At 59.0% G+C, this 16,457-nt stretch carries 14 protein-coding genes and 1 pseudogene; 5 read left to right on the forward strand and 10 right to left on the reverse strand.

What is annotated here, in order from left to right; translation table 11 throughout:
* Positions 1-98: 98 nt before the first annotated feature.
* Positions 99-1,046: a trehalose operon repressor TreR gene (gene treR, locus ACMGGX_RS12205; RefSeq protein WP_348561932.1), complete on the reverse strand. Its 948-nt coding sequence runs from the start codon at positions 1,044-1,046 to the stop codon at positions 99-101.
* A 387-nt stretch (positions 1,047-1,433) separates the two neighbouring features.
* Between treR and mgtA the strand changes: the two genes are divergently transcribed.
* Together mgtA and ACMGGX_RS12215 are read left to right on the forward strand one after the other, a co-directional pair.
* On the forward strand, positions 1,434-4,142 hold the full coding sequence (gene mgtA / locus ACMGGX_RS12210; RefSeq protein ID WP_262769169.1) for a magnesium-translocating P-type ATPase: 2,709 nt from the start codon (positions 1,434-1,436) through the stop codon (positions 4,140-4,142).
* 210 nt (positions 4,143-4,352) lie between these two features.
* Positions 4,353-6,737: a beta-N-acetylhexosaminidase gene (locus ACMGGX_RS12215; protein WP_420298412.1), complete on the forward strand. Its 2,385-nt coding sequence runs from the start codon at positions 4,353-4,355 to the stop codon at positions 6,735-6,737.
* 50 nt (positions 6,738-6,787) lie between these two features.
* On the opposite strand, the gene ridA is transcribed toward ACMGGX_RS12215, so the two are convergent.
* The 4 genes from ridA to ACMGGX_RS12235 all read right to left on the reverse strand — a co-directional run bounded on the left by ridA (position 6,788) and on the right by ACMGGX_RS12235 (position 8,793).
* Positions 6,788-7,174, reverse strand: a complete 387-nt coding sequence (ridA, locus tag ACMGGX_RS12220; RefSeq protein ID WP_008501391.1) for a 2-iminobutanoate/2-iminopropanoate deaminase — start codon at positions 7,172-7,174, stop codon at positions 6,788-6,790.
* Positions 7,175-7,247: 73 nt separating this feature from the next.
* Positions 7,248-7,709, reverse strand: coding sequence for an aspartate carbamoyltransferase regulatory subunit (gene pyrI / locus ACMGGX_RS12225; RefSeq protein WP_023310197.1), 462 nt, complete (start codon positions 7,707-7,709; stop codon positions 7,248-7,250).
* Positions 7,710-7,721: 12 nt separating this feature from the next.
* Positions 7,722-8,654: an aspartate carbamoyltransferase gene (gene pyrB, locus ACMGGX_RS12230; protein ID WP_420298413.1), complete on the reverse strand. Its 933-nt coding sequence runs from the start codon at positions 8,652-8,654 to the stop codon at positions 7,722-7,724.
* 34 nt (positions 8,655-8,688) lie between these two features.
* The gene (locus ACMGGX_RS12235) at positions 8,689-8,793 is read right to left on the reverse strand and encodes a pyrBI operon leader peptide (protein WP_022646880.1); all 105 of its coding nucleotides are present in this window, start codon (positions 8,791-8,793) and stop codon (positions 8,689-8,691) included.
* Here ACMGGX_RS12235 and ACMGGX_RS12240 point away from each other — a divergent pair.
* Positions 8,773-8,890, forward strand: a pseudogene (locus tag ACMGGX_RS12240) (hypothetical protein). The gene ACMGGX_RS12235 and the pseudogene ACMGGX_RS12240 overlap by 21 nt on opposite strands.
* Before the next feature lie 3 nt (positions 8,891-8,893).
* Here the strand turns inward: ACMGGX_RS12240 and ACMGGX_RS12245 are convergent.
* The 5 genes from ACMGGX_RS12245 to arcA all read right to left on the reverse strand — a co-directional run bounded on the left by ACMGGX_RS12245 (position 8,894) and on the right by arcA (position 14,170).
* Complete coding sequence (locus ACMGGX_RS12245) at positions 8,894-9,373, reverse strand: arginine repressor (RefSeq protein ID WP_029739272.1); 480 nt, start codon at positions 9,371-9,373, stop codon at positions 8,894-8,896.
* Between the two features lie 80 nt (positions 9,374-9,453).
* Positions 9,454-10,857, reverse strand: a complete 1,404-nt coding sequence (locus tag ACMGGX_RS12250) for a YfcC family protein (protein WP_033144505.1) — start codon at positions 10,855-10,857, stop codon at positions 9,454-9,456.
* Between the two features lie 47 nt (positions 10,858-10,904).
* Entirely contained in the window at positions 10,905-11,909 is a 1,005-nt protein-coding gene (argF, locus tag ACMGGX_RS12255; RefSeq protein WP_023310201.1) for an ornithine carbamoyltransferase, read from the reverse strand.
* 118 nt (positions 11,910-12,027) lie between these two features.
* Positions 12,028-12,939, reverse strand: a complete 912-nt coding sequence (gene arcC / locus ACMGGX_RS12260; RefSeq protein WP_047174641.1) for a carbamate kinase — start codon at positions 12,937-12,939, stop codon at positions 12,028-12,030.
* A 10-nt stretch (positions 12,940-12,949) separates the two neighbouring features.
* A complete protein-coding gene (gene arcA, locus ACMGGX_RS12265; protein ID WP_420298414.1) occupies positions 12,950-14,170 on the reverse strand; it encodes an arginine deiminase in 1,221 nt (406 codons plus the stop codon).
* Positions 14,171-14,845: 675 nt separating this feature from the next.
* Between arcA and ACMGGX_RS12270 the strand changes: the two genes are divergently transcribed.
* Positions 14,846-15,298, forward strand: coding sequence for a YhcH/YjgK/YiaL family protein (locus tag ACMGGX_RS12270; protein WP_420298415.1), 453 nt, complete (start codon positions 14,846-14,848; stop codon positions 15,296-15,298).
* Positions 15,299-15,540: 242 nt separating this feature from the next.
* Positions 15,541-16,449: a 2-keto-3-deoxygluconate aldolase gene (gene yagE, locus ACMGGX_RS12275; protein ID WP_420298416.1), complete on the forward strand. Its 909-nt coding sequence runs from the start codon at positions 15,541-15,543 to the stop codon at positions 16,447-16,449.
* Positions 16,450-16,457 lie beyond the last annotated feature (8 nt).

A 16,457-nucleotide genomic window follows, 5' to 3' on the forward strand; every position in this document is an offset into this window, starting at 1 on the left:
GTAATGACCTGAGCGCAAGCCTACTCCTTCAGCGTGACGGCGAAAATGGGAACGTTCCCGAAATCGGGCGAAGATCACAATAAACCGTTGAGCGGGGGTTAAGAAAGGTGGGCAGGAATAACGATCTGACGCGGCTCAGCGCGCCCGTTGATCTGCTCGATCAGCTGCGCGGCGGCCTGTCTGCCGGACTCGGCGTAGCCCGGATCGACGGTAATAATTTCCGGATGCAAAAACTTCATCAGCGGCGTGCTGCCGACGCTCGCCACCTGCAGGTTATCGATGCGCTGCTCCTGCAGATATTTGCTGGCACCCAGCGCCAGGGTATCCGTGGCGCACACCAGCGCGGTAGTCTGCGGCGTCAGAACGCTGGCGGCCTGCTCGTAGCCCTGCTTCATGCCCAGCCCCGGCAGGGAGGCCACGGCGGAGAGATTGTGCTTTTTGCAAAAAGCCAGGTAGGCCTCATGACGGCGCTTGCCGGTGGTGACGTCCGCGTGCGGGACGCCGAGGAAGCTGATGTGGCGATGGCCTTCGTCAAACAGGCGCTGCATCAGGGTGATAATCGCGCCCTCGTCGTCATAGCAGACGGAGGCAAACCCGTGGGCATCGCGCGCCAGCAGCACCAGCGAAGGCTGCCAGGGTTTCAGCATCTCGTCCTTAATGCCGGTAAAACCAAACAGCACCACGCCGTCAATGTTGCGCCGCTGGAGCATGCCCAGATGCTCTTCAACCAGCTGCACAGAGAACTGGCTCTCCATCATGATCGGATCATACCCCTGCTCGTAGAAGGCGGGCAGCATGGTCTGCACGGCGAGGTTTTCAGACAGAGAGTCCAGACGCGAGACAATGATGGCGACGACTTTGTCACTCTGCCCGCGCATGGCGCGCGCGGAGCGGGAAGGGGAAAAACCGTGCTGATTCATGACCGCCTCAACGCGCTCGCGGGTGCGTTCGCTGACGCCGCTTTCGTTGTTCAGCACGCGTGAGACGGTCGATTTCCCCACGCCGCTTAAACGCGCGATGTCTTTAATCGTAAGGCGGTTCTGCATGCTGTATTCCCTGTAACAACGACGATGTAGTGAATTGAGCCTAATGCTATAGCGCGATTTCGCTATGGGCAAAGTCTGGTTTACGTTCGGTTTATTTGCAGGGGGGTATAATACCGCCCGAATCGTCATAAAGGGTATGCCTAAATCCCTGTACTGCGCGGCGACACCCTACTTTTTACTTACCGGAGGCTTCATGGATCCCGATCCCACACCTCTCCTGAACGGGAGAATACGTTCTTTCCGGTAAGCCAGCTTTTGCTGTCTCACCGGCGTGAGGCAGCAACGTCCTAAACGTTCCTGCTTGAAAAATTGAGTGCCTCTCAGGTACGGCTTTGCCACGCCTGAAGGAATTGCTGCGTCCGCATTCGCGGATGCGGAGGAATGACTATGTTTAAAAATATCACCCGGCAGCTGCAGGCCCTGCTGAGCCGCCACCTGCCACACCGTCTTGTTCAGCGCGACCCGCTGCCAAACGCCAAAAACATGGCGGGGGCGGCGATCCCCGCGTCCCTGACCGAACGCTGCCTGAATGTGGCGGCGATGGATGAAAACGAAGTATGGCGCGCGTTCGGCGGACACCCAGAAGGGCTAAACGCGGCCGAAGTGGAAAAAATCCGCGCCGTGCACGGCGATAACCAGATCCCGGCGCAGAAGCCGTCTCCGTGGTGGGTGCACCTGTGGCTTTGCTACCGCAACCCGTTCAACCTGCTGCTGACCGTGCTCGGCCTTATCTCTTACGCGACGGAAGATCTGTTTGCCGCAGGCGTCATTGCCCTGATGGTCGGTATCTCCACGCTGCTGAACTTCATTCAGGAAGCCCGCTCCACCAAAGCGGCGGACGCCCTGAAGGCGATGGTCAGCAACACCGCGACCGTCTCGCGCGTGATTAACGATCTCGGCGAAAACGCCTGGGTGGAGCTGCCTATCGACCAGCTGGTGCCGGGCGATCTGGTGAAGCTGGCCGCGGGGGACATGATCCCGGCGGATTTACGCATCATCCAGGCGCGCGATCTTTTCGTCGCGCAGGCCTCGCTGACCGGGGAATCCCTGCCGGTTGAAAAGGTTGCGCGCAGCCGCGACCCGCAGCAGATGAACCCGCTCGAGTGCGACACCCTGTGCTTTATGGGCACCACGGTGGTCAGCGGCACCGCGCAGGCGATTGTCACCGCCACCGGGGGCGACACCTGGTTTGGTCAGCTTGCCGGGCGCGTCAGCGAGCAGGAGAGCGAGCCGAACGCCTTCCAGAAAGGGATTGGCCGCGTCAGCATGCTGCTGATCCGCTTTATGATGGTGATGACGCCGATCGTGCTGCTGATCAACGGCTACACCAAAGGCGACTGGTGGGAAGCGGCCCTGTTCGCGCTTTCCGTGGCCGTTGGCTTAACGCCTGAAATGCTGCCGATGATTGTCACCTCCACGCTGGCGCGCGGGGCGGTGAAGCTCTCTAAACAGAAAGTGATCGTCAAACATCTCGACGCCATCCAGAACTTTGGCGCGATGGACATCCTCTGCACCGATAAAACCGGCACCCTGACGCAGGACAAAATCGTGCTGGAGAACCACACTGATATCTCCGGCAAAACCAGCGAGCGCGTCCTGCACAGCGCGTGGCTGAACAGCCATTACCAGACCGGGCTGAAAAACCTGCTCGACGTCGCGGTGCTGGAAGGGGTGGACGAGGAGTCCGCCCGCACGCTCTCCGGCCGCTGGCAGAAGGTGGATGAGATCCCGTTCGACTTCGAGCGCCGCCGCATGTCGGTGGTGGTGAGCGAGCAGACGGACGTGCACCAGCTGATCTGCAAAGGGGCGCTGCAGGAGATCCTCAACGTGTCGACGCAGGTTCGCTATAACGGCGACATCGTGCCGCTGGACGACACCATGCTGCGCCGCATCAGGCGCGTCACCGATAACCTGAACCGTCAGGGGCTGCGCGTCGTGGCGGTCGCGAGCAAGTTCCTGCCCGCGCGCGAGGGTGACTATCAGCGTATCGACGAATCCGATCTGATCCTCGAGGGTTACATCGCATTCCTCGATCCGCCGAAAGAGACCACCGCGCCGGCGCTGAAGGCGCTGAAGGCGAGCGGTATTACCGTCAAAATTCTAACCGGCGACAGCGAGCTGGTGGCGGCCAAAGTGTGCCATGAAGTGGGGCTGGACGCGGGCGACGTTGTGGTGGGGAGCGATATTGAGCACCTGTCCGACGATGAGCTGGCGAAGCTTGCCCAGCGTACCACGCTGTTTGCCCGCCTGACGCCGATGCACAAAGAGCGCATCGTCACCCTGCTTAAGCGTGAAGGGCACGTGGTGGGCTTTATGGGCGACGGCATCAACGACGCGCCCGCGCTGCGTGCGGCGGACATCGGTATCTCCGTCGACGGTGCGGTGGATATTGCCCGTGAAGCGGCGGATATCATTCTGCTGGAAAAAAGCCTGATGGTGCTGGAGGAGGGCGTGATCGAAGGGCGCCGCACCTTTGCCAACATGCTCAAGTACATCAAAATGACCGCCAGCTCCAACTTCGGTAACGTCTTCAGCGTGCTGGTGGCGAGCGCGTTTCTGCCGTTCCTGCCGATGCTGCCGCTGCACCTGCTGATCCAGAACCTGATGTACGACGTGTCTCAGGTAGCGATCCCGTTTGATAACGTGGACGACGAGCAGATCCAGAAGCCGCAGCACTGGAACCCGGCGGATCTCGGGCGCTTTATGCTGTTCTTTGGGCCTATCAGCTCCATCTTCGACATCCTGACCTTCTGCCTGATGTGGTTTGTGTTCCACGCCAACACCCCGGAACACCAGACGCTGTTCCAGTCCGGCTGGTTCGTGGTGGGCCTGCTGTCGCAGACGCTGATTGTGCATATGATCCGTACCCGCCGCATTCCGTTCATCCAGAGCCGTGCCGCATGGCCGCTGATTGTGATGACGGGCATTGTGATGGCGCTCGGTATCGCGCTGCCGTTCTCGCCGCTGGCAGGCTACCTACAGCTTCAGGCGCTGCCGCTGAGCTACTTCCCGTGGCTGGTGGCGATCCTCGCGGGCTATATGGTGCTGACGCAGATGGTGAAAGGATTCTATGCGCGTCGGTATGGATGGCAGTAAAAACATACCCTCACCCTAACCCTCTCCCTGGAAGGGAGAGGGGACCGCTCGGTGCGGCCTTTCACCCTCGCCCCTTTGGGGAGAGGGGACTGGCTTTCCTCCCAAATTCAACAACCTGTGATCTCCGTCGGCGCATTCGCTTGACGACAAATTGAGCGCATGTTAACAGAATGTTTTGCCTTTATTTGGCCCGTCAGATAAGGAACATTCATGTTACGGTACAGTCTCTTAACCGCCGGGCTGATGCTCGGCGCCTCTGCGTTTGCCGCCCCGGCAGGGGATCTCCCCTTAATGCCCTGGCCTGCCAAGGTTGAACGCCCGACGACCCAGGGCGCGCTGGTGCTCAGCAACAACGTATCCATTAGCGTCAGCGGGGACGATCTCGGTGACGCCGTCAGCCGCCTGCGCCAGCGCATGGCCCTGCAAACCGGCTGGACGCTACAGCCTCAGACTGAAAAACCAGATAAACCGACCATCCGCATCGCGGTTGCCAAAAAGGTCAAGCCGCAGCCGCTGCCGGACAGCGATGAAAGCTACAGGCTCACGGTGGACGCCAGCGGCGTCGATATCTCCGCCAACACCCGCTTTGGCGCGCTGCGCGCCATGGAAACGCTGCTCCAGCTGATGCAGAACGGGGCGGAAAACACCTCGCTGCCGTGGGTCACCATTGAAGATTCGCCGCGCTTCCCGTGGCGCGGGCTGCTGCTCGACTCGGCGCGTCATTTTATTCCGCTGCCGGATATCAAGCGCCAGATCGACGGCATGGCCGCGGCGAAGCTCAACGTCCTGCACTGGCACTTAACCGACGATCAGGGCTGGCGCTTCAGCTCGAAGCGCTACCCTAAGCTGACGCAGCTTGCCAGCGACGGACTGTTCTACACGCCTGAACAGATGCGCGAGGTGGTGCGTTACGCCGCCGAGCGCGGTATCCGCGTGGTGCCGGAGATCGACATGCCGGGCCACGCCTCGGCGATTGCCGTGGCCTACCCGGAGCTGATGAGCGCCCCGGGGCCTTATGAAATGGAGCGCCACTGGGGCGTGCTGAAGCCGGTGCTGGATCCGACAAAAGACGCAACTTACGCTTTTGCCGACGCGATGGTCAGCGAACTGGCGGCGATCTTCCCCGATCCGTATCTGCATATCGGCGGTGACGAGGTCGACGACAGCCAGTGGAAAGCGAACGCCGCGATCCAGAATTTCATGCGCGACAACAGGCTGGCGGACAGCCACGCGCTGCAGGCGTATTTCAACCGCAAGCTGGAAACGATCCTCGAGAAACACCACCGGCAGATGGTCGGCTGGGACGAGATCTACCATCCTGACCTGCCGAAAAGCATTCTGATCCAGTCCTGGCAGGGGCAGGACGCGCTGGGGCAGGTGGCGCAGAACGGCTACAAGGGCATTCTCTCCACCGGTTTCTATCTCGACCAGCCCCAGTCCACCGCCTATCACTACCGCAACGAAATTGTCCCGCAGGGGCTGAACGGCGTGGATGTGATTACAGACACCGACAGCGTCCAGAGCTGGGCCTTTTCCATGCCGCGCCTGAAGGGCAAGCCGGTGGAGGGGAGCTTCACGCTGGTGAAAGGGGACGCAGGCTGGCGCGGGTTTATTGATTTTGCCGGGAAATCCCGCCGCGCGGTGCAGGATATTGAATGGCGTGACGACAGCCAGGTGACCTTCACCGTCGATACGTGGATGGGCGAGACGCGCCCGGTGGTCTCCGTCGATAACGACAAGCTCACCGGCTATTTCCTGGTGGGGAATACGCGTTACCCAATCAGCGGCACGCGTCTGGACGCGGTGCCGAAAGGCATTCCGCCCGTCGTGCCGGATGTGGCGAATCAGGCCAGCCTGCTCGGCGGGGAAGCCGCGCTGTGGGCGGAAAACGTGGTGGCGCCGGTTCTGGATATCCGCCTGTGGCCGCGCACCTTCGCGGTGGCGGAGCGCCTTTGGTCCGCGCAGGACGTCAACGACGTCGATAACATGTACACTCGCCTGCAGGCGATGGACAGCTGGTCGACGGTGTCGGTCGGGCTGCAGCAGCATACCCAGCAGCAGGTGCAGTTCACGCGCCTTGCCGGTAATGCCGACACGCTGCCGCTGCAGATCCTCGCTCAGGCGGTAGAGCCCGCGCAGTATTACACCCGCCAGCACCTGAAGTTCCAGGCGGGAAATTATCATCAGTTCGAACCGCTCAACCGCTTCGCCGATGCGCTGAACGCCGAAAGCGCCACCGTGCGCCAGATGAACAAATGGGCGGACCGCCTGGTGAGCGATGCGGAAGACGCGGAAAGCGCGGACTCGCTGCGCCACGTCTTTAACCGCTGGCAGAGCAACACCAGCGACGCGCTTGCGTTAAGCGAAAACAGCTATCAGCTGAAGGCGATGAAGCCGGTGATCCAGGAGGTGGATAAGCTGGCCTCCATTGGCCTGAGGCTGACGGATCTGGTGGCGCGCCAGGGCACGCTGGATGATAAAGAGATAGCCTCGATTCAGAGCGAGCTGGATAACGCGGCGAAGGTTCAGGACGAGGTGGTGATTGCGGCGGTCTATCCGCTGGAGACGCTGCTCAGGGCGACGAGGAATCAGTAGCAAGCAACAAAAAAGGCAGCCCGGGCTGCCTTTTTTATCACCAAAGCGAATTAGCGACGTACCGCAATCGCTTCGATTTCAATTTTCACGTCTTTTGGCAGACGGGCCACTTCCACGCAGGAGCGCGCCGGGAAGGTGGCGTTGTGCTCGGTGAAGAACGCTTCGTAAGTGGCGTTAACGGTCGCGAAATCGTTCAGATCTTTCACGAAAACGGTGGTTTTCACGATATCGCCTACTTTCAGTCCGGCAGATTCAACGATAGCCTGCACGTTTTCCAGCGACTGACGCGCCTGTGCCGCGACGTCTTCCGGCACCGCGCCGGTTTTTGGGTTCACCGGGATCTGCCCGGAAGTGATGATCATGCTACCCAGATCAACGCCCTGAACGTAAGGGCCGATAGCCGCTGGTGCATTTTCCGTCGCGAGTACTTTGCTCATGTTTTCTCCAGAATTACAGCGTTAAGAATGTTCCCGGCCATTATAACAGCCGGGATTTCATTACCAACCTCAATTAGTTGGCCAGCACCACATAATGAGAAAACTCTTTTTCGCAGTATTTGCATTTGAGCGCGATGTCATCGGCGCGTTTTTTCACTGCAAAGCTGGAAGAAACCGGCTCAGCGTGACTGATGCAGTTGCTGTTCGGGCAGACCAACACGCTTTCGATACGATCCGGCAGGCTCGGGCGGGATTTGCCGACCACTTCATACTCGTCGATGCGGTTGACGGTGGCGTCCGGCGCGTACAGCGACAGCTGGTTGACCTGCTCGTCGGTCAGGAAGGTGTTCTCGATTTTAATCAGGTCCTTGCGGCCCATCTCGCCCGACGGCAGGTTCAGGCCGATGGTGATGCGCTGGTCGGTTTCGGTCAGTTTGAACAGCGTCAGCAGCTTAAAGCCCACCTGCGCAGGGATGTGGTCAATCACGGTGCCGCGCTTGATGGCTTCAACCTGGAGTTTGTTATCGTGTGTCATGGTCGTTTCCCCTTACAGTGCCAATTCGCGATTCAGAACCAGTGCCAGTAACGCCTGGCGGGCGAAGATGCCGTTTCCGGCCTGCTGGAAGTACCAGGCGTGCGGCGTCTTATCCACGTCTGTGGTGATCTCATCGATGCGCGGCAGCGGATGCAGCACCTTCATATTGTCGCGCGCGCCCTCAAGGTCGCTGGCGCGCAGCACGAACTGTGCCTTCACGTTGGCGTATTCGGACGGGTCCAGACGCTCTTTCTGCACGCGGGTCATGTAGAGAATATCCACGTGGCTCATCACCTCTTCGATGCTGGCGTGCAGGCTCCACTGAATGCCTTTCTCATCCAGCATGTCGAGAATGTACTGCGGCATCGCCAGCGCGTCAGGCGCGATGAAGAAGAAGCGGTTGCCGTTAAATTTCGCCAGCGCCTGGGTCAGGGAGTGGACGGTGCGGCCATACTTCAGGTCGCCGACCATGGCGATATTCAGGTTCTCGAGCTTGCCCTGCGTCTCCTGAATGGTGAACAGATCCAGCAGGGTCTGCGTCGGGTGCTGGTTGGCACCGTCACCGGCGTTCAGTACCGGAATGCCGCCGGAAAATTCGGTCGCCAGACGCGCCGCGCCCTCCTGCGGGTGACGCATCACAATCGCGTCGACGTAGGTGCTGATCACTGAAATGGTATCCGCCAGGGTTTCGCCTTTTTTACCCAGCGACGTGTTGCTGCTGTCCGAGAAGCCCACCACGCTTGCGCCCAGGCGGTGCATGGAGGTTTCAAAGGAGAGGCGGGTGCGGGTCGAGGCTTCGAAGAAGCAGCTCGCAATCACCTTGTGCTTCAGCAGCTCCGGTTGCGGATCGGCCTTCAGTTTTGCCGCGGTTTCCAGAACCAGTTCCAGCTCTTCGCGGCTGAGGTCGTTTATGGAAATGATGTGTTTTTGATAAAGCGGATTCATGTTTATCTCCTGACGCCGGGCAAAAAAAAGCCCCTCAAATGAGGGGCTCTGGGAATAGGTTTAGCAACGGGAAGAAAAACGGCAGGCCAGCGTCTGATTTCAGACGCGGTAAGACGTTATGTCGTACACGCTTGACCATGCTTCCTCCCGGCAAATTGTCGGGCATTATACGCAGCTCGCTTTTCGGATCAAGCGATTTAATGCACGCTTTACTCAATGCAAACGGTTCTTTATGAATATTAATGCGTTCTGAGTAAATAATTAATTTGCTTATGCACCAGTGCGGTGCGCTTCACGACGCGGGGAGCGACCCAGACGATACTGCTGCCGGCCACCACGCCTAAAATTTCCGGCAGCTGGTGATAATCCAGAATACGCGCCACCGCGCGGCCATATCCGGCGACGGTATGAACAAGGATAAACTCGCTATTGTGCTCGACGCTGACCACCATTTCGGACACGGTACGCGCGGCGTCGGGGGCAGGGCGCAGCTGGGGATTCAGCGAATAAATCTTTAGCCCTTTGGCATTTCGAATTTTTATGACACCGAGCAATTTAAGCAGACGTGAAACGGTGGACTGGCTGATGGTTTCAAAACCACGCTCCTGCAAATCCCGGCGGATCTCCTCCTGAGAGAGATAGCTCTTTTCTGCGATCAGGCGCTGGCAGACCGTCAGCTGTAGTTGCTCTTTGGGAGAGTACTCTTCGTAATCCATCATAGTTCCCATATCAGTTCCTGAAATAACCGGTGGCACCGCACCGATCCGTAGGCCGGATAAGCGCAGCGCCATCCGGCAAATCACAACAAGGCACCCAGACTTAACGCCACCATAATCACCACCGTTAAAATGCCCAGCAGCGGCGCCACCCATTTCAGATAGCGCACGTAGGGCACGCGGGCGATAGCCAGCCCGCCCATCACGACGGCAGAAGTAGGCGTGACTAGGTTAACGATGCCGGAGGCCGACTGGTAAGCCGTCACCACCAGGTCGCGGTTGACGTTAGCGAAATCGGCAAGCGGCGCCATGATCGGCATCGTCAGAACGGCCAGGCCGGATGAAGAAGGCACAAGAAACGACAGCACGACCTCCAGCCAGTACATCACGTTGATAAACGCTACCGTGGACAACCCGCTGACCAGCCCTTCCGCGCTGTGCAAAATGGTGTGGGTAATCATGCCCTTATCCATGATGACTACGATACCGCGCGCGATGCCGATAATCAGCGCGACGCCCAGCAAATCTCGCGCGCCGTTGATAAACGTCGACGTCAGCTCCTCTTCGCTCATGCGGGCAATCAGGCCGACGATAATCGCGCTGGCGAGAAACACCGCTGAGATCTCTGCCATCCACCAGCCCAGCACCGCCACGCCGTAGATCATCACCGCGAAGGCGAGGGCGAAAATCACCAGGATGATTTTGCGCACCGGGGTGAATTCCAGCGACTGTTCGCCCTTGTCGCCGAGGAAATGGGCGCGGTTCTCTTCCTGCTTATCCGCCACGATCGACAGCGACGGATCCTGGCGCACCTTACGGGCATAGCGCATCACCCACGCCACGCAGATGACCCAGCCGATGACCAGCAGCGCCACGCGCAGGGCGATGCCGTTAGTGAAGGGGATCCCGGCGGCGTTGGCGGCGATCACCGTGGCGAACGGGTTGATGGTGGAGCCGAGCGTGCCGATCCCCGCCCCGAGCAGCACGGTAGAGGCGGCGACAACCGGATCGAACCGGGCGGCCAGCATCACCGGCACCAGCAGGGTGTAGAACGGCAGCGACTCTTCGGCCATGCCGTAAATCGTGCCGCCCGCGGCAAACAGCGCCATCAGGATCGGGATCATCCACTCCTCGCGCCCGCGCAGTCGCGTAGTGACGCGTTCGATCCCGGCGTCAATCGCCCCGGTTTTGGTGACGATCCCGAGAAAACCGCCGATGATCAGGATAAACAGCGCGACGTCGATCGCCCCGGCCTGGCCGGAGACCGGATCGTACAGCCCGGCGATGGGCGCCATCAGGACGGAAACCAGCCCCTGCGGATGTGCCGCCACGTGCGCGTACGTTCCGGCAATCGGGACTTCTTTACCGAGGGTTTCGTTCATCGCCATCTGGTACTGACCGGCGGGGACGACCCAGCTCAGCGCCGCCACAACGGCAATCAGAAAAAAGAGAATGGTGTAAGCGGAGGGAAACTTAAACTTGCCCATGATGTGCTCCTTAAACCCGGCGCACCCCGCGGCGCGCCGGGCGGTGATTAGTCGCCGAGTGTCGCCACCATGACCGCTTTAATGGTGTGCATGCGGTTCTCTGCTTCGTCGAAGACGATGGAGTTCGGTGATTCGAAGACCTCTTCCGTCACTTCCAGCCCCTTCAGGCCGTACGCCATCTCGATCTCGCGGCCCACTTTGGTGTGTTCGTTGTGGAACGCCGGCAGGCAGTGCATAAACTTGACGTTCGGGTTGCCTGTGGCCTTCATCACGTCCGCATTAATTTGATACGGCTTCATCAGGCTGACGCGCTCGGCCCAGGCTTCCTTCGGCTCGCCCATGGAGACCCACACGTCGGTGTAGAGGAAATCGGTCCCCCGCACGCCTTCTTCCACGTCGTCGGTGAGGGTGATGCGCGCGCCCGTCTCTTTCGCGATGGCGCGGCACTGCTCAACCAGCCCGGCTTCCGGCCAGAAGGATTTCGGCGCGACGAGGCGGATATCCATCCCCATCTTGGCCGCGCCGACCATCAGCGAGTTGCCCATGTTGTTGCGCGCGTCGCCGAGATAGGCAAAGCTCAGCTCCGGCAGGGTTTTGCCCGGCGCATGCTCCAGCATGGTCATCAGGTCGGCGAGGATCTGCGTTGGGTGGAACTCGTCGGTCAGGCCGTTCCACACCGGCACGCCCGCGTACTCGCCCAGCTCCTCAACGATGGCCTGGCCATAGCCGCGATATTCGATACCGTCATACATGCGGCCCAGCACGCGGGCGGTGTCCTTCATCGACTCTTTATGGCCGATCTGCGAGCCGCTTGGGCCGAGGTAGGTGACCTGCGCGCCCTGGTCGAACGCGCCCACTTCAAAGGCGCAGCGGGTGCGGGTGGAGGTTTTTTCAAAAATCAGGGCGATGTTTTTCCCGACCAGGGTTTGCTTTTCGCGCCCGGCTTTTTTGGCGGCCTTCAGCTCGATGGCGAGGTCGATCAGGTACTGGATCTCCGCCGGGGTGTAGTCCAGCAGTTTCAGGAAGTTGCGGTTTTTCAGGTTGATGGTCATGGGTAAATCCTTTTTAAAATTTGCTGTTTGATGCCCTCACCCCGGCCCTCTCCCACGGGGAGAGGGTGTAATCGTCCCCTCTCCCTTAGGGAGAGGGTTAGGGTGAGGGGAAAACGACTCAGTTGCGAATCAACGTGCCTTTCTCGCCCGCCAGGATCTCCGCGCCGTCGGCCAGCGCGCCGATCCCGGCAATGCCGTTGCAGGCCTCAACAAACTCGCGGCAGGCGGCCACTTTCGGGCCCATCGATCCGGCGTCGAACTGCATGCCTCTGAGCAGCTCCGGCGTCACCTGCGCCAGCGGGCGCTGGGTCGGCTTGCCCCAGTCGAGGTACACCGCGTCGGCATCGGTCAGGATCAGCAGGGCGTCGGCCTCGATCTGACGCGCCAGCAGGGCGGCGGAGAGGTCTTTGTCGATCACCGCCTCAATGCCGCGATAGCCGTTGGCGTTCTCCACCACCGGCACGCCGCCACCGCCGTTGCAGATCACCAGATGGTCACGCTGGATCAGCGCCGTGATGGCGTCGCTCTCGACGATGCGTTTCGGCTGCGGTGACGGCACCACGCGGCGGACGTAGCTGCCGTCGGCCTTGAACACCCAGCCTTTTTCCGCGGCCAGCGTTTTTGCCTGGGCTTCGCTGTACACCGGGCCGATGTATTTGGTCGGGTTGCTGAAGGCCGGGTCGGCAGCGTCCACTTCCACCTGCGTGAGCAGGACGCTCACCTCGCGCTGCGGCAGATTGTTTTTCAGCGCCTGCTGGAGCATGTAGCCGATCATTCCCTGGCTTTCGGCGCCGAGAACGTCCAGCGGGTAGGGCGTCACTTTGTCGTAGGCGCTGTTCTGCAGCGCCAGCAGCCCGACCTGCGGCCCGTTGCCGTGCACCAGCACCACGCGCCACTGTTCCGTCAGCCCGGCGATGGTGCGGGCGGCCTGCTCGATGTTCTGGCGCTGGATTTCAGCTTCCAGCGGCTCGCCGCGCTTGAGCAGCGCGTTGCCGCCCAGGGCCACAACCAGAGTGGGTTTTCGTTCCATGATGGCTCCTTTAAATTCCGTCGCGTTCCAGCGGGCAGCTCATGCAGCGCGCGCCGCCGCGGCCGCGTCCGAGCTCGTCGCCCGGGATAGGCAGCACGGTGATGCCCGCTTTGTCGTACTTCTCGTTGGTCCAGACGTTGCGCTCGTAGCCGATCACCACGCCCGGGCGGATAGTCAGCACGTTGTTGGCGTCGTTCCACTGCTCGCGTTCGGCTTCAAAGGCGTCGCCGCCGGTAGTGATTAGGCGCACCTGGTTAATGCCGAGCGCATTCTCGATGGCGTGCAGCAGGTCGGTTTCCTGGGTGCGCAGCAGGCCGCCGCGTCCGTCCGGGGTGAGCGTCCAGCACTGGGCGTCCTTGCGCACCACTTCCGGATAGACGGAGAAGGTGTCCACGTCGATGTGGGTCATGACGGTATCGAGGTGCATGCAGGAGCGGTGTTTTGGCAGCTCAACGGCGATCACGCGCTCGGCCTGACGGTGTTTGAACAGGCTGTTGGCGAGAAACTCCACGCCCTGCGGCGTCGTGCGTTCGGACATGCCGATCAGTACCGCCCCTCGGCCAATCACTAATACGTCGCCGCCCTCTAAGGTGGCGTGGTCGTAATTAATATTCTCGTCGCCGAAATACTTAATAAAATCACCGTCGGCAAACGCCGGGTGCCAGCGATATATTGCCCGCAGGTTATTGGTTTCGCGCTGACGGGCCGGTTTCGCCATGGGGTTAATAGACACGCCGTTATAAATCCAGCACGAGGTGTCGCGGGTAAATAAATGGTTCGGCAGCGGCTTCATAATAAAATCATTCGCCGTGTGGGTATCGACCACCATATTTTTAATGGCCGCCGGAATTTCGCCGTAGGTTAATCCGCCGCTCAGCCTGCGCGCCAGTTCGCGGTGCGGCATATCCGCCAGCCAGCCGCGCACGTCGCCGGCAAAGGTCGGTCCGAGGCGATAGTCGGAGATTTGCGTATCCAGCAGCCAGGCTTTCGCTTCTGCAATATCAAGGGTTTGTGTCAGAAGGTCGGTCAACAGCAGGACTTCCACACCCTGCTCGCGCAGCGTGTTTGCAAAGATGTCATGCTCCTCACCCGCCCGCTCAACCGAGAGTACGTCATCAAAAAGCAGCTCCTGACAGTTTGATGGCGTTAAACGTTTCAGACTTAAATTTGGGCGGTGCAGCATAACGCTACGCAATTGACCAATTTCAGAACCGACGTAATGCTTTTCCATAATTATTCCTTTAACTGTTTTTCAGAATAAAAAGGGCATGCGCCATGTGATGTATTTAATTGCATGGCGGCTAAGCTCAATTGATTTCGTGATTCATACTAGGCCGTTAAATAATCCGTATTGTGATATTGCTCACGCGAAATCGGATATTAAGGGGTTTGTTTTCATTTGCATGATTCGCATCAGATAATGATTAATTTAATATTATTGAAGGGTGAATAGCTAAGCAGGATCCGGTGGCATTATTTGAGGTTGTTATTATTTTGTAGATTTTAATCATTTGAAATAAATTGTTATGTGATTGATTTTAAATGATAAAAATAATACGCAAGAATGTCTATGCAATTAACGTAATTAACTATTTTTGACTTAAGAAAAATCAATAAATAATTATGGGTTTTTAGAGCAAATTATCAAAACAGTAAAGTGTGAGGCGGCAACGGGTTTTGTTAATTAGAGAGCATAATCAAGATGTTAGAACAGCCGTGCGTTAAGCGCGGATCGAGGTTATGCATAACCCCTGCATAAATGCCCGGGCAGGGTTAACAGCAAATTAACACCATTCCCGATAAACATGCGCTCGCGCAAACCTCGTCCAAAAAGGGCTGGAATGGCAGCCGGGATTCTCGTATAAAAGATTAAAATGAAACATCGTTTTATATTGAGGGTTGAAACATGATTATCGGCAACATCCACTATCTGCAGTCCTGGCTGCCTGACGATCTGCGCCAGGCGATTGAGCACGTTAAAGCCCACGTCACCGACGCCACGCCGCTCGGGAAACACGACATCAACGGCAACAGCCTGTTTTATCTGGTCTCTGAAGACATGACCCAGCCGTTCGCCGAGCGCCGCGCCGAGTATCACGCGCGCTATCTGGACATCCAGATAATCATGAAGGGCCAGGAGGGGATGACCTTCAGCACCCTGCCGCACGGTACGCCCGACACCGACTGGCTGGCGGACAAAGACATCGCCTTCCTGCCGGAAGGCGAGCAGGAGAAAACCGTGGTGCTGAGCGAAGGGGATTTTGTGGTGTTCTGGCCGGGCGAAGTGCATAAGCCGCTGTGCGCGGTGGGCGCGCCTGCGAAGGTCAGGAAAGTGGTTGTTAAAATGTTGGTTGAGTAACCCTTCCCCCTCACCCTAACCCTCTCCCACGGGGAGAGGGAACTTTTACACCCTCTCCCCGTGGGAGAGGGCCGGGGTGAGGGCACCAGACCGCACCCACGCAATATGTGATCCAGCTTAAATTTCCCGCACTCCCTCTTCCCTTCCCATTTACCTGCGCTTTTTCTGCGTCATAGTATGATCGTTAAAATAATGAACACTGTTCTATAATGTAGAACAAAATGATTCAGCAAGGAGATCTCATGCCGCAGTCCGCGTTGTTCACGGGAATCATTCCCCCTGTCTCCACCATCTTTACCGCCGACGGCCAGTTCGATAAGACGGGCACCGCCGCGCTGATCGACGATCTCATCAAAGCAGGCGTTGACGGCCTGTTCTTCCTGGGCAGCGGCGGCGAGTTCTCCCAGCTCGGCGCCGAAGAGCGTAAAGCAATTGCCCGCTTTGCTATCGATCACGTCGATCGTCGCGTGCCGGTGCTGATCGGCACCGGCGGCACCAACGCCCGGGAAACAATTGAACTGAGCCAGCACGCGCAGCAGGCGGGCGCGGACGGCATCGTAGTGATCAACCCCTACTACTGGAAAGTGTCGGAAGCGAACCTGATCCACTATTTCGAACAGGTGGCCGACAGCGTCACGCTGCCGGTGATGCTTTATAACTTCCCGGCGCTGACCGGGCAGGATCTGACCCCGGTGCTGGTGAAAACCCTGGCCGACTCGCGCAGCAACATCGTCGGCATCAAAGACACCATCGACTCCGTCGCCCACCTGCGCAGCATGATCCATACCGTCAAAGCCGCTCACCCGCACTTCACCGTGCTCTGCGGCTACGATGATCATCTGTTTAATACCCTGCTGCTCGGCGGCGATGGGGCGATCTCGGCGAGCGGTAACTTTGCCCCGCAGGTGTCGGTGAATCTTCTGAAAGCCTGGCGCGACGGGGACGTGGCGAAAGCGGCTGAGTATCATCAAACCTTACTGCAAATTCCGCAGATTTATCAGCTGGATACGCCGTTTGTGAACGTGATTAAAGAGGCGATCGTGCTCTGCGGTCGCCCTGTCTCCACGCACGTGCTGCCGCCCGCCTCCCCGCTGGACGAGCCGCGTAAGGCGCAGCTGAAAACCCTGCTGCAACAGCTCAAGCTTTGCTGAGCCGGACG

Source organism: Enterobacter sp. BNK-29, from assembly GCF_048684785.1.
Lineage (GTDB): Bacteria > Pseudomonadota > Gammaproteobacteria > Enterobacterales > Enterobacteriaceae > Enterobacter > Enterobacter cloacae_M.

Bases quoted from the DNA above. Each gene is read 5' to 3' on its own strand.
- treR (WP_348561932.1), bottom strand. From the start codon at position 1,046: ATGCAGAACCGCCTTACGATTAAAGACATCGCGCGTTTAAGCGGCGTG.
- mgtA (WP_262769169.1), top strand. From the start codon at position 1,434: ATGTTTAAAAATATCACCCGGCAGCTGCAGGCCCTGCTGAGCCGCCAC.
- ACMGGX_RS12215 (WP_420298412.1), top strand. From the start codon at position 4,353: ATGTTACGGTACAGTCTCTTAACCGCCGGGCTGATGCTCGGCGCCTCT.
- ridA (WP_008501391.1), bottom strand. From the start codon at position 7,174: ATGAGCAAAGTACTCGCGACGGAAAATGCACCAGCGGCTATCGGCCCT.
- pyrI (WP_023310197.1), bottom strand. From the start codon at position 7,709: ATGACACACGATAACAAACTCCAGGTTGAAGCCATCAAGCGCGGCACC.
- pyrB (WP_420298413.1), bottom strand. From the start codon at position 8,654: ATGAATCCGCTTTATCAAAAACACATCATTTCCATAAACGACCTCAGC.
- ACMGGX_RS12235 (WP_022646880.1), bottom strand. From the start codon at position 8,793: ATGGTCAAGCGTGTACGACATAACGTCTTACCGCGTCTGAAATCAGAC.
- ACMGGX_RS12245 (WP_029739272.1), bottom strand. From the start codon at position 9,373: ATGATGGATTACGAAGAGTACTCTCCCAAAGAGCAACTACAGCTGACG.
- ACMGGX_RS12250 (WP_033144505.1), bottom strand. From the start codon at position 10,857: ATGGGCAAGTTTAAGTTTCCCTCCGCTTACACCATTCTCTTTTTTCTG.
- argF (WP_023310201.1), bottom strand. From the start codon at position 11,909: ATGACCATCAACCTGAAAAACCGCAACTTCCTGAAACTGCTGGACTAC.
- arcC (WP_047174641.1), bottom strand. From the start codon at position 12,939: ATGGAACGAAAACCCACTCTGGTTGTGGCCCTGGGCGGCAACGCGCTG.
- arcA (WP_420298414.1), bottom strand. From the start codon at position 14,170: ATGGAAAAGCATTACGTCGGTTCTGAAATTGGTCAATTGCGTAGCGTT.
- ACMGGX_RS12270 (WP_420298415.1), top strand. From the start codon at position 14,846: ATGATTATCGGCAACATCCACTATCTGCAGTCCTGGCTGCCTGACGAT.
- yagE (WP_420298416.1), top strand. From the start codon at position 15,541: ATGCCGCAGTCCGCGTTGTTCACGGGAATCATTCCCCCTGTCTCCACC.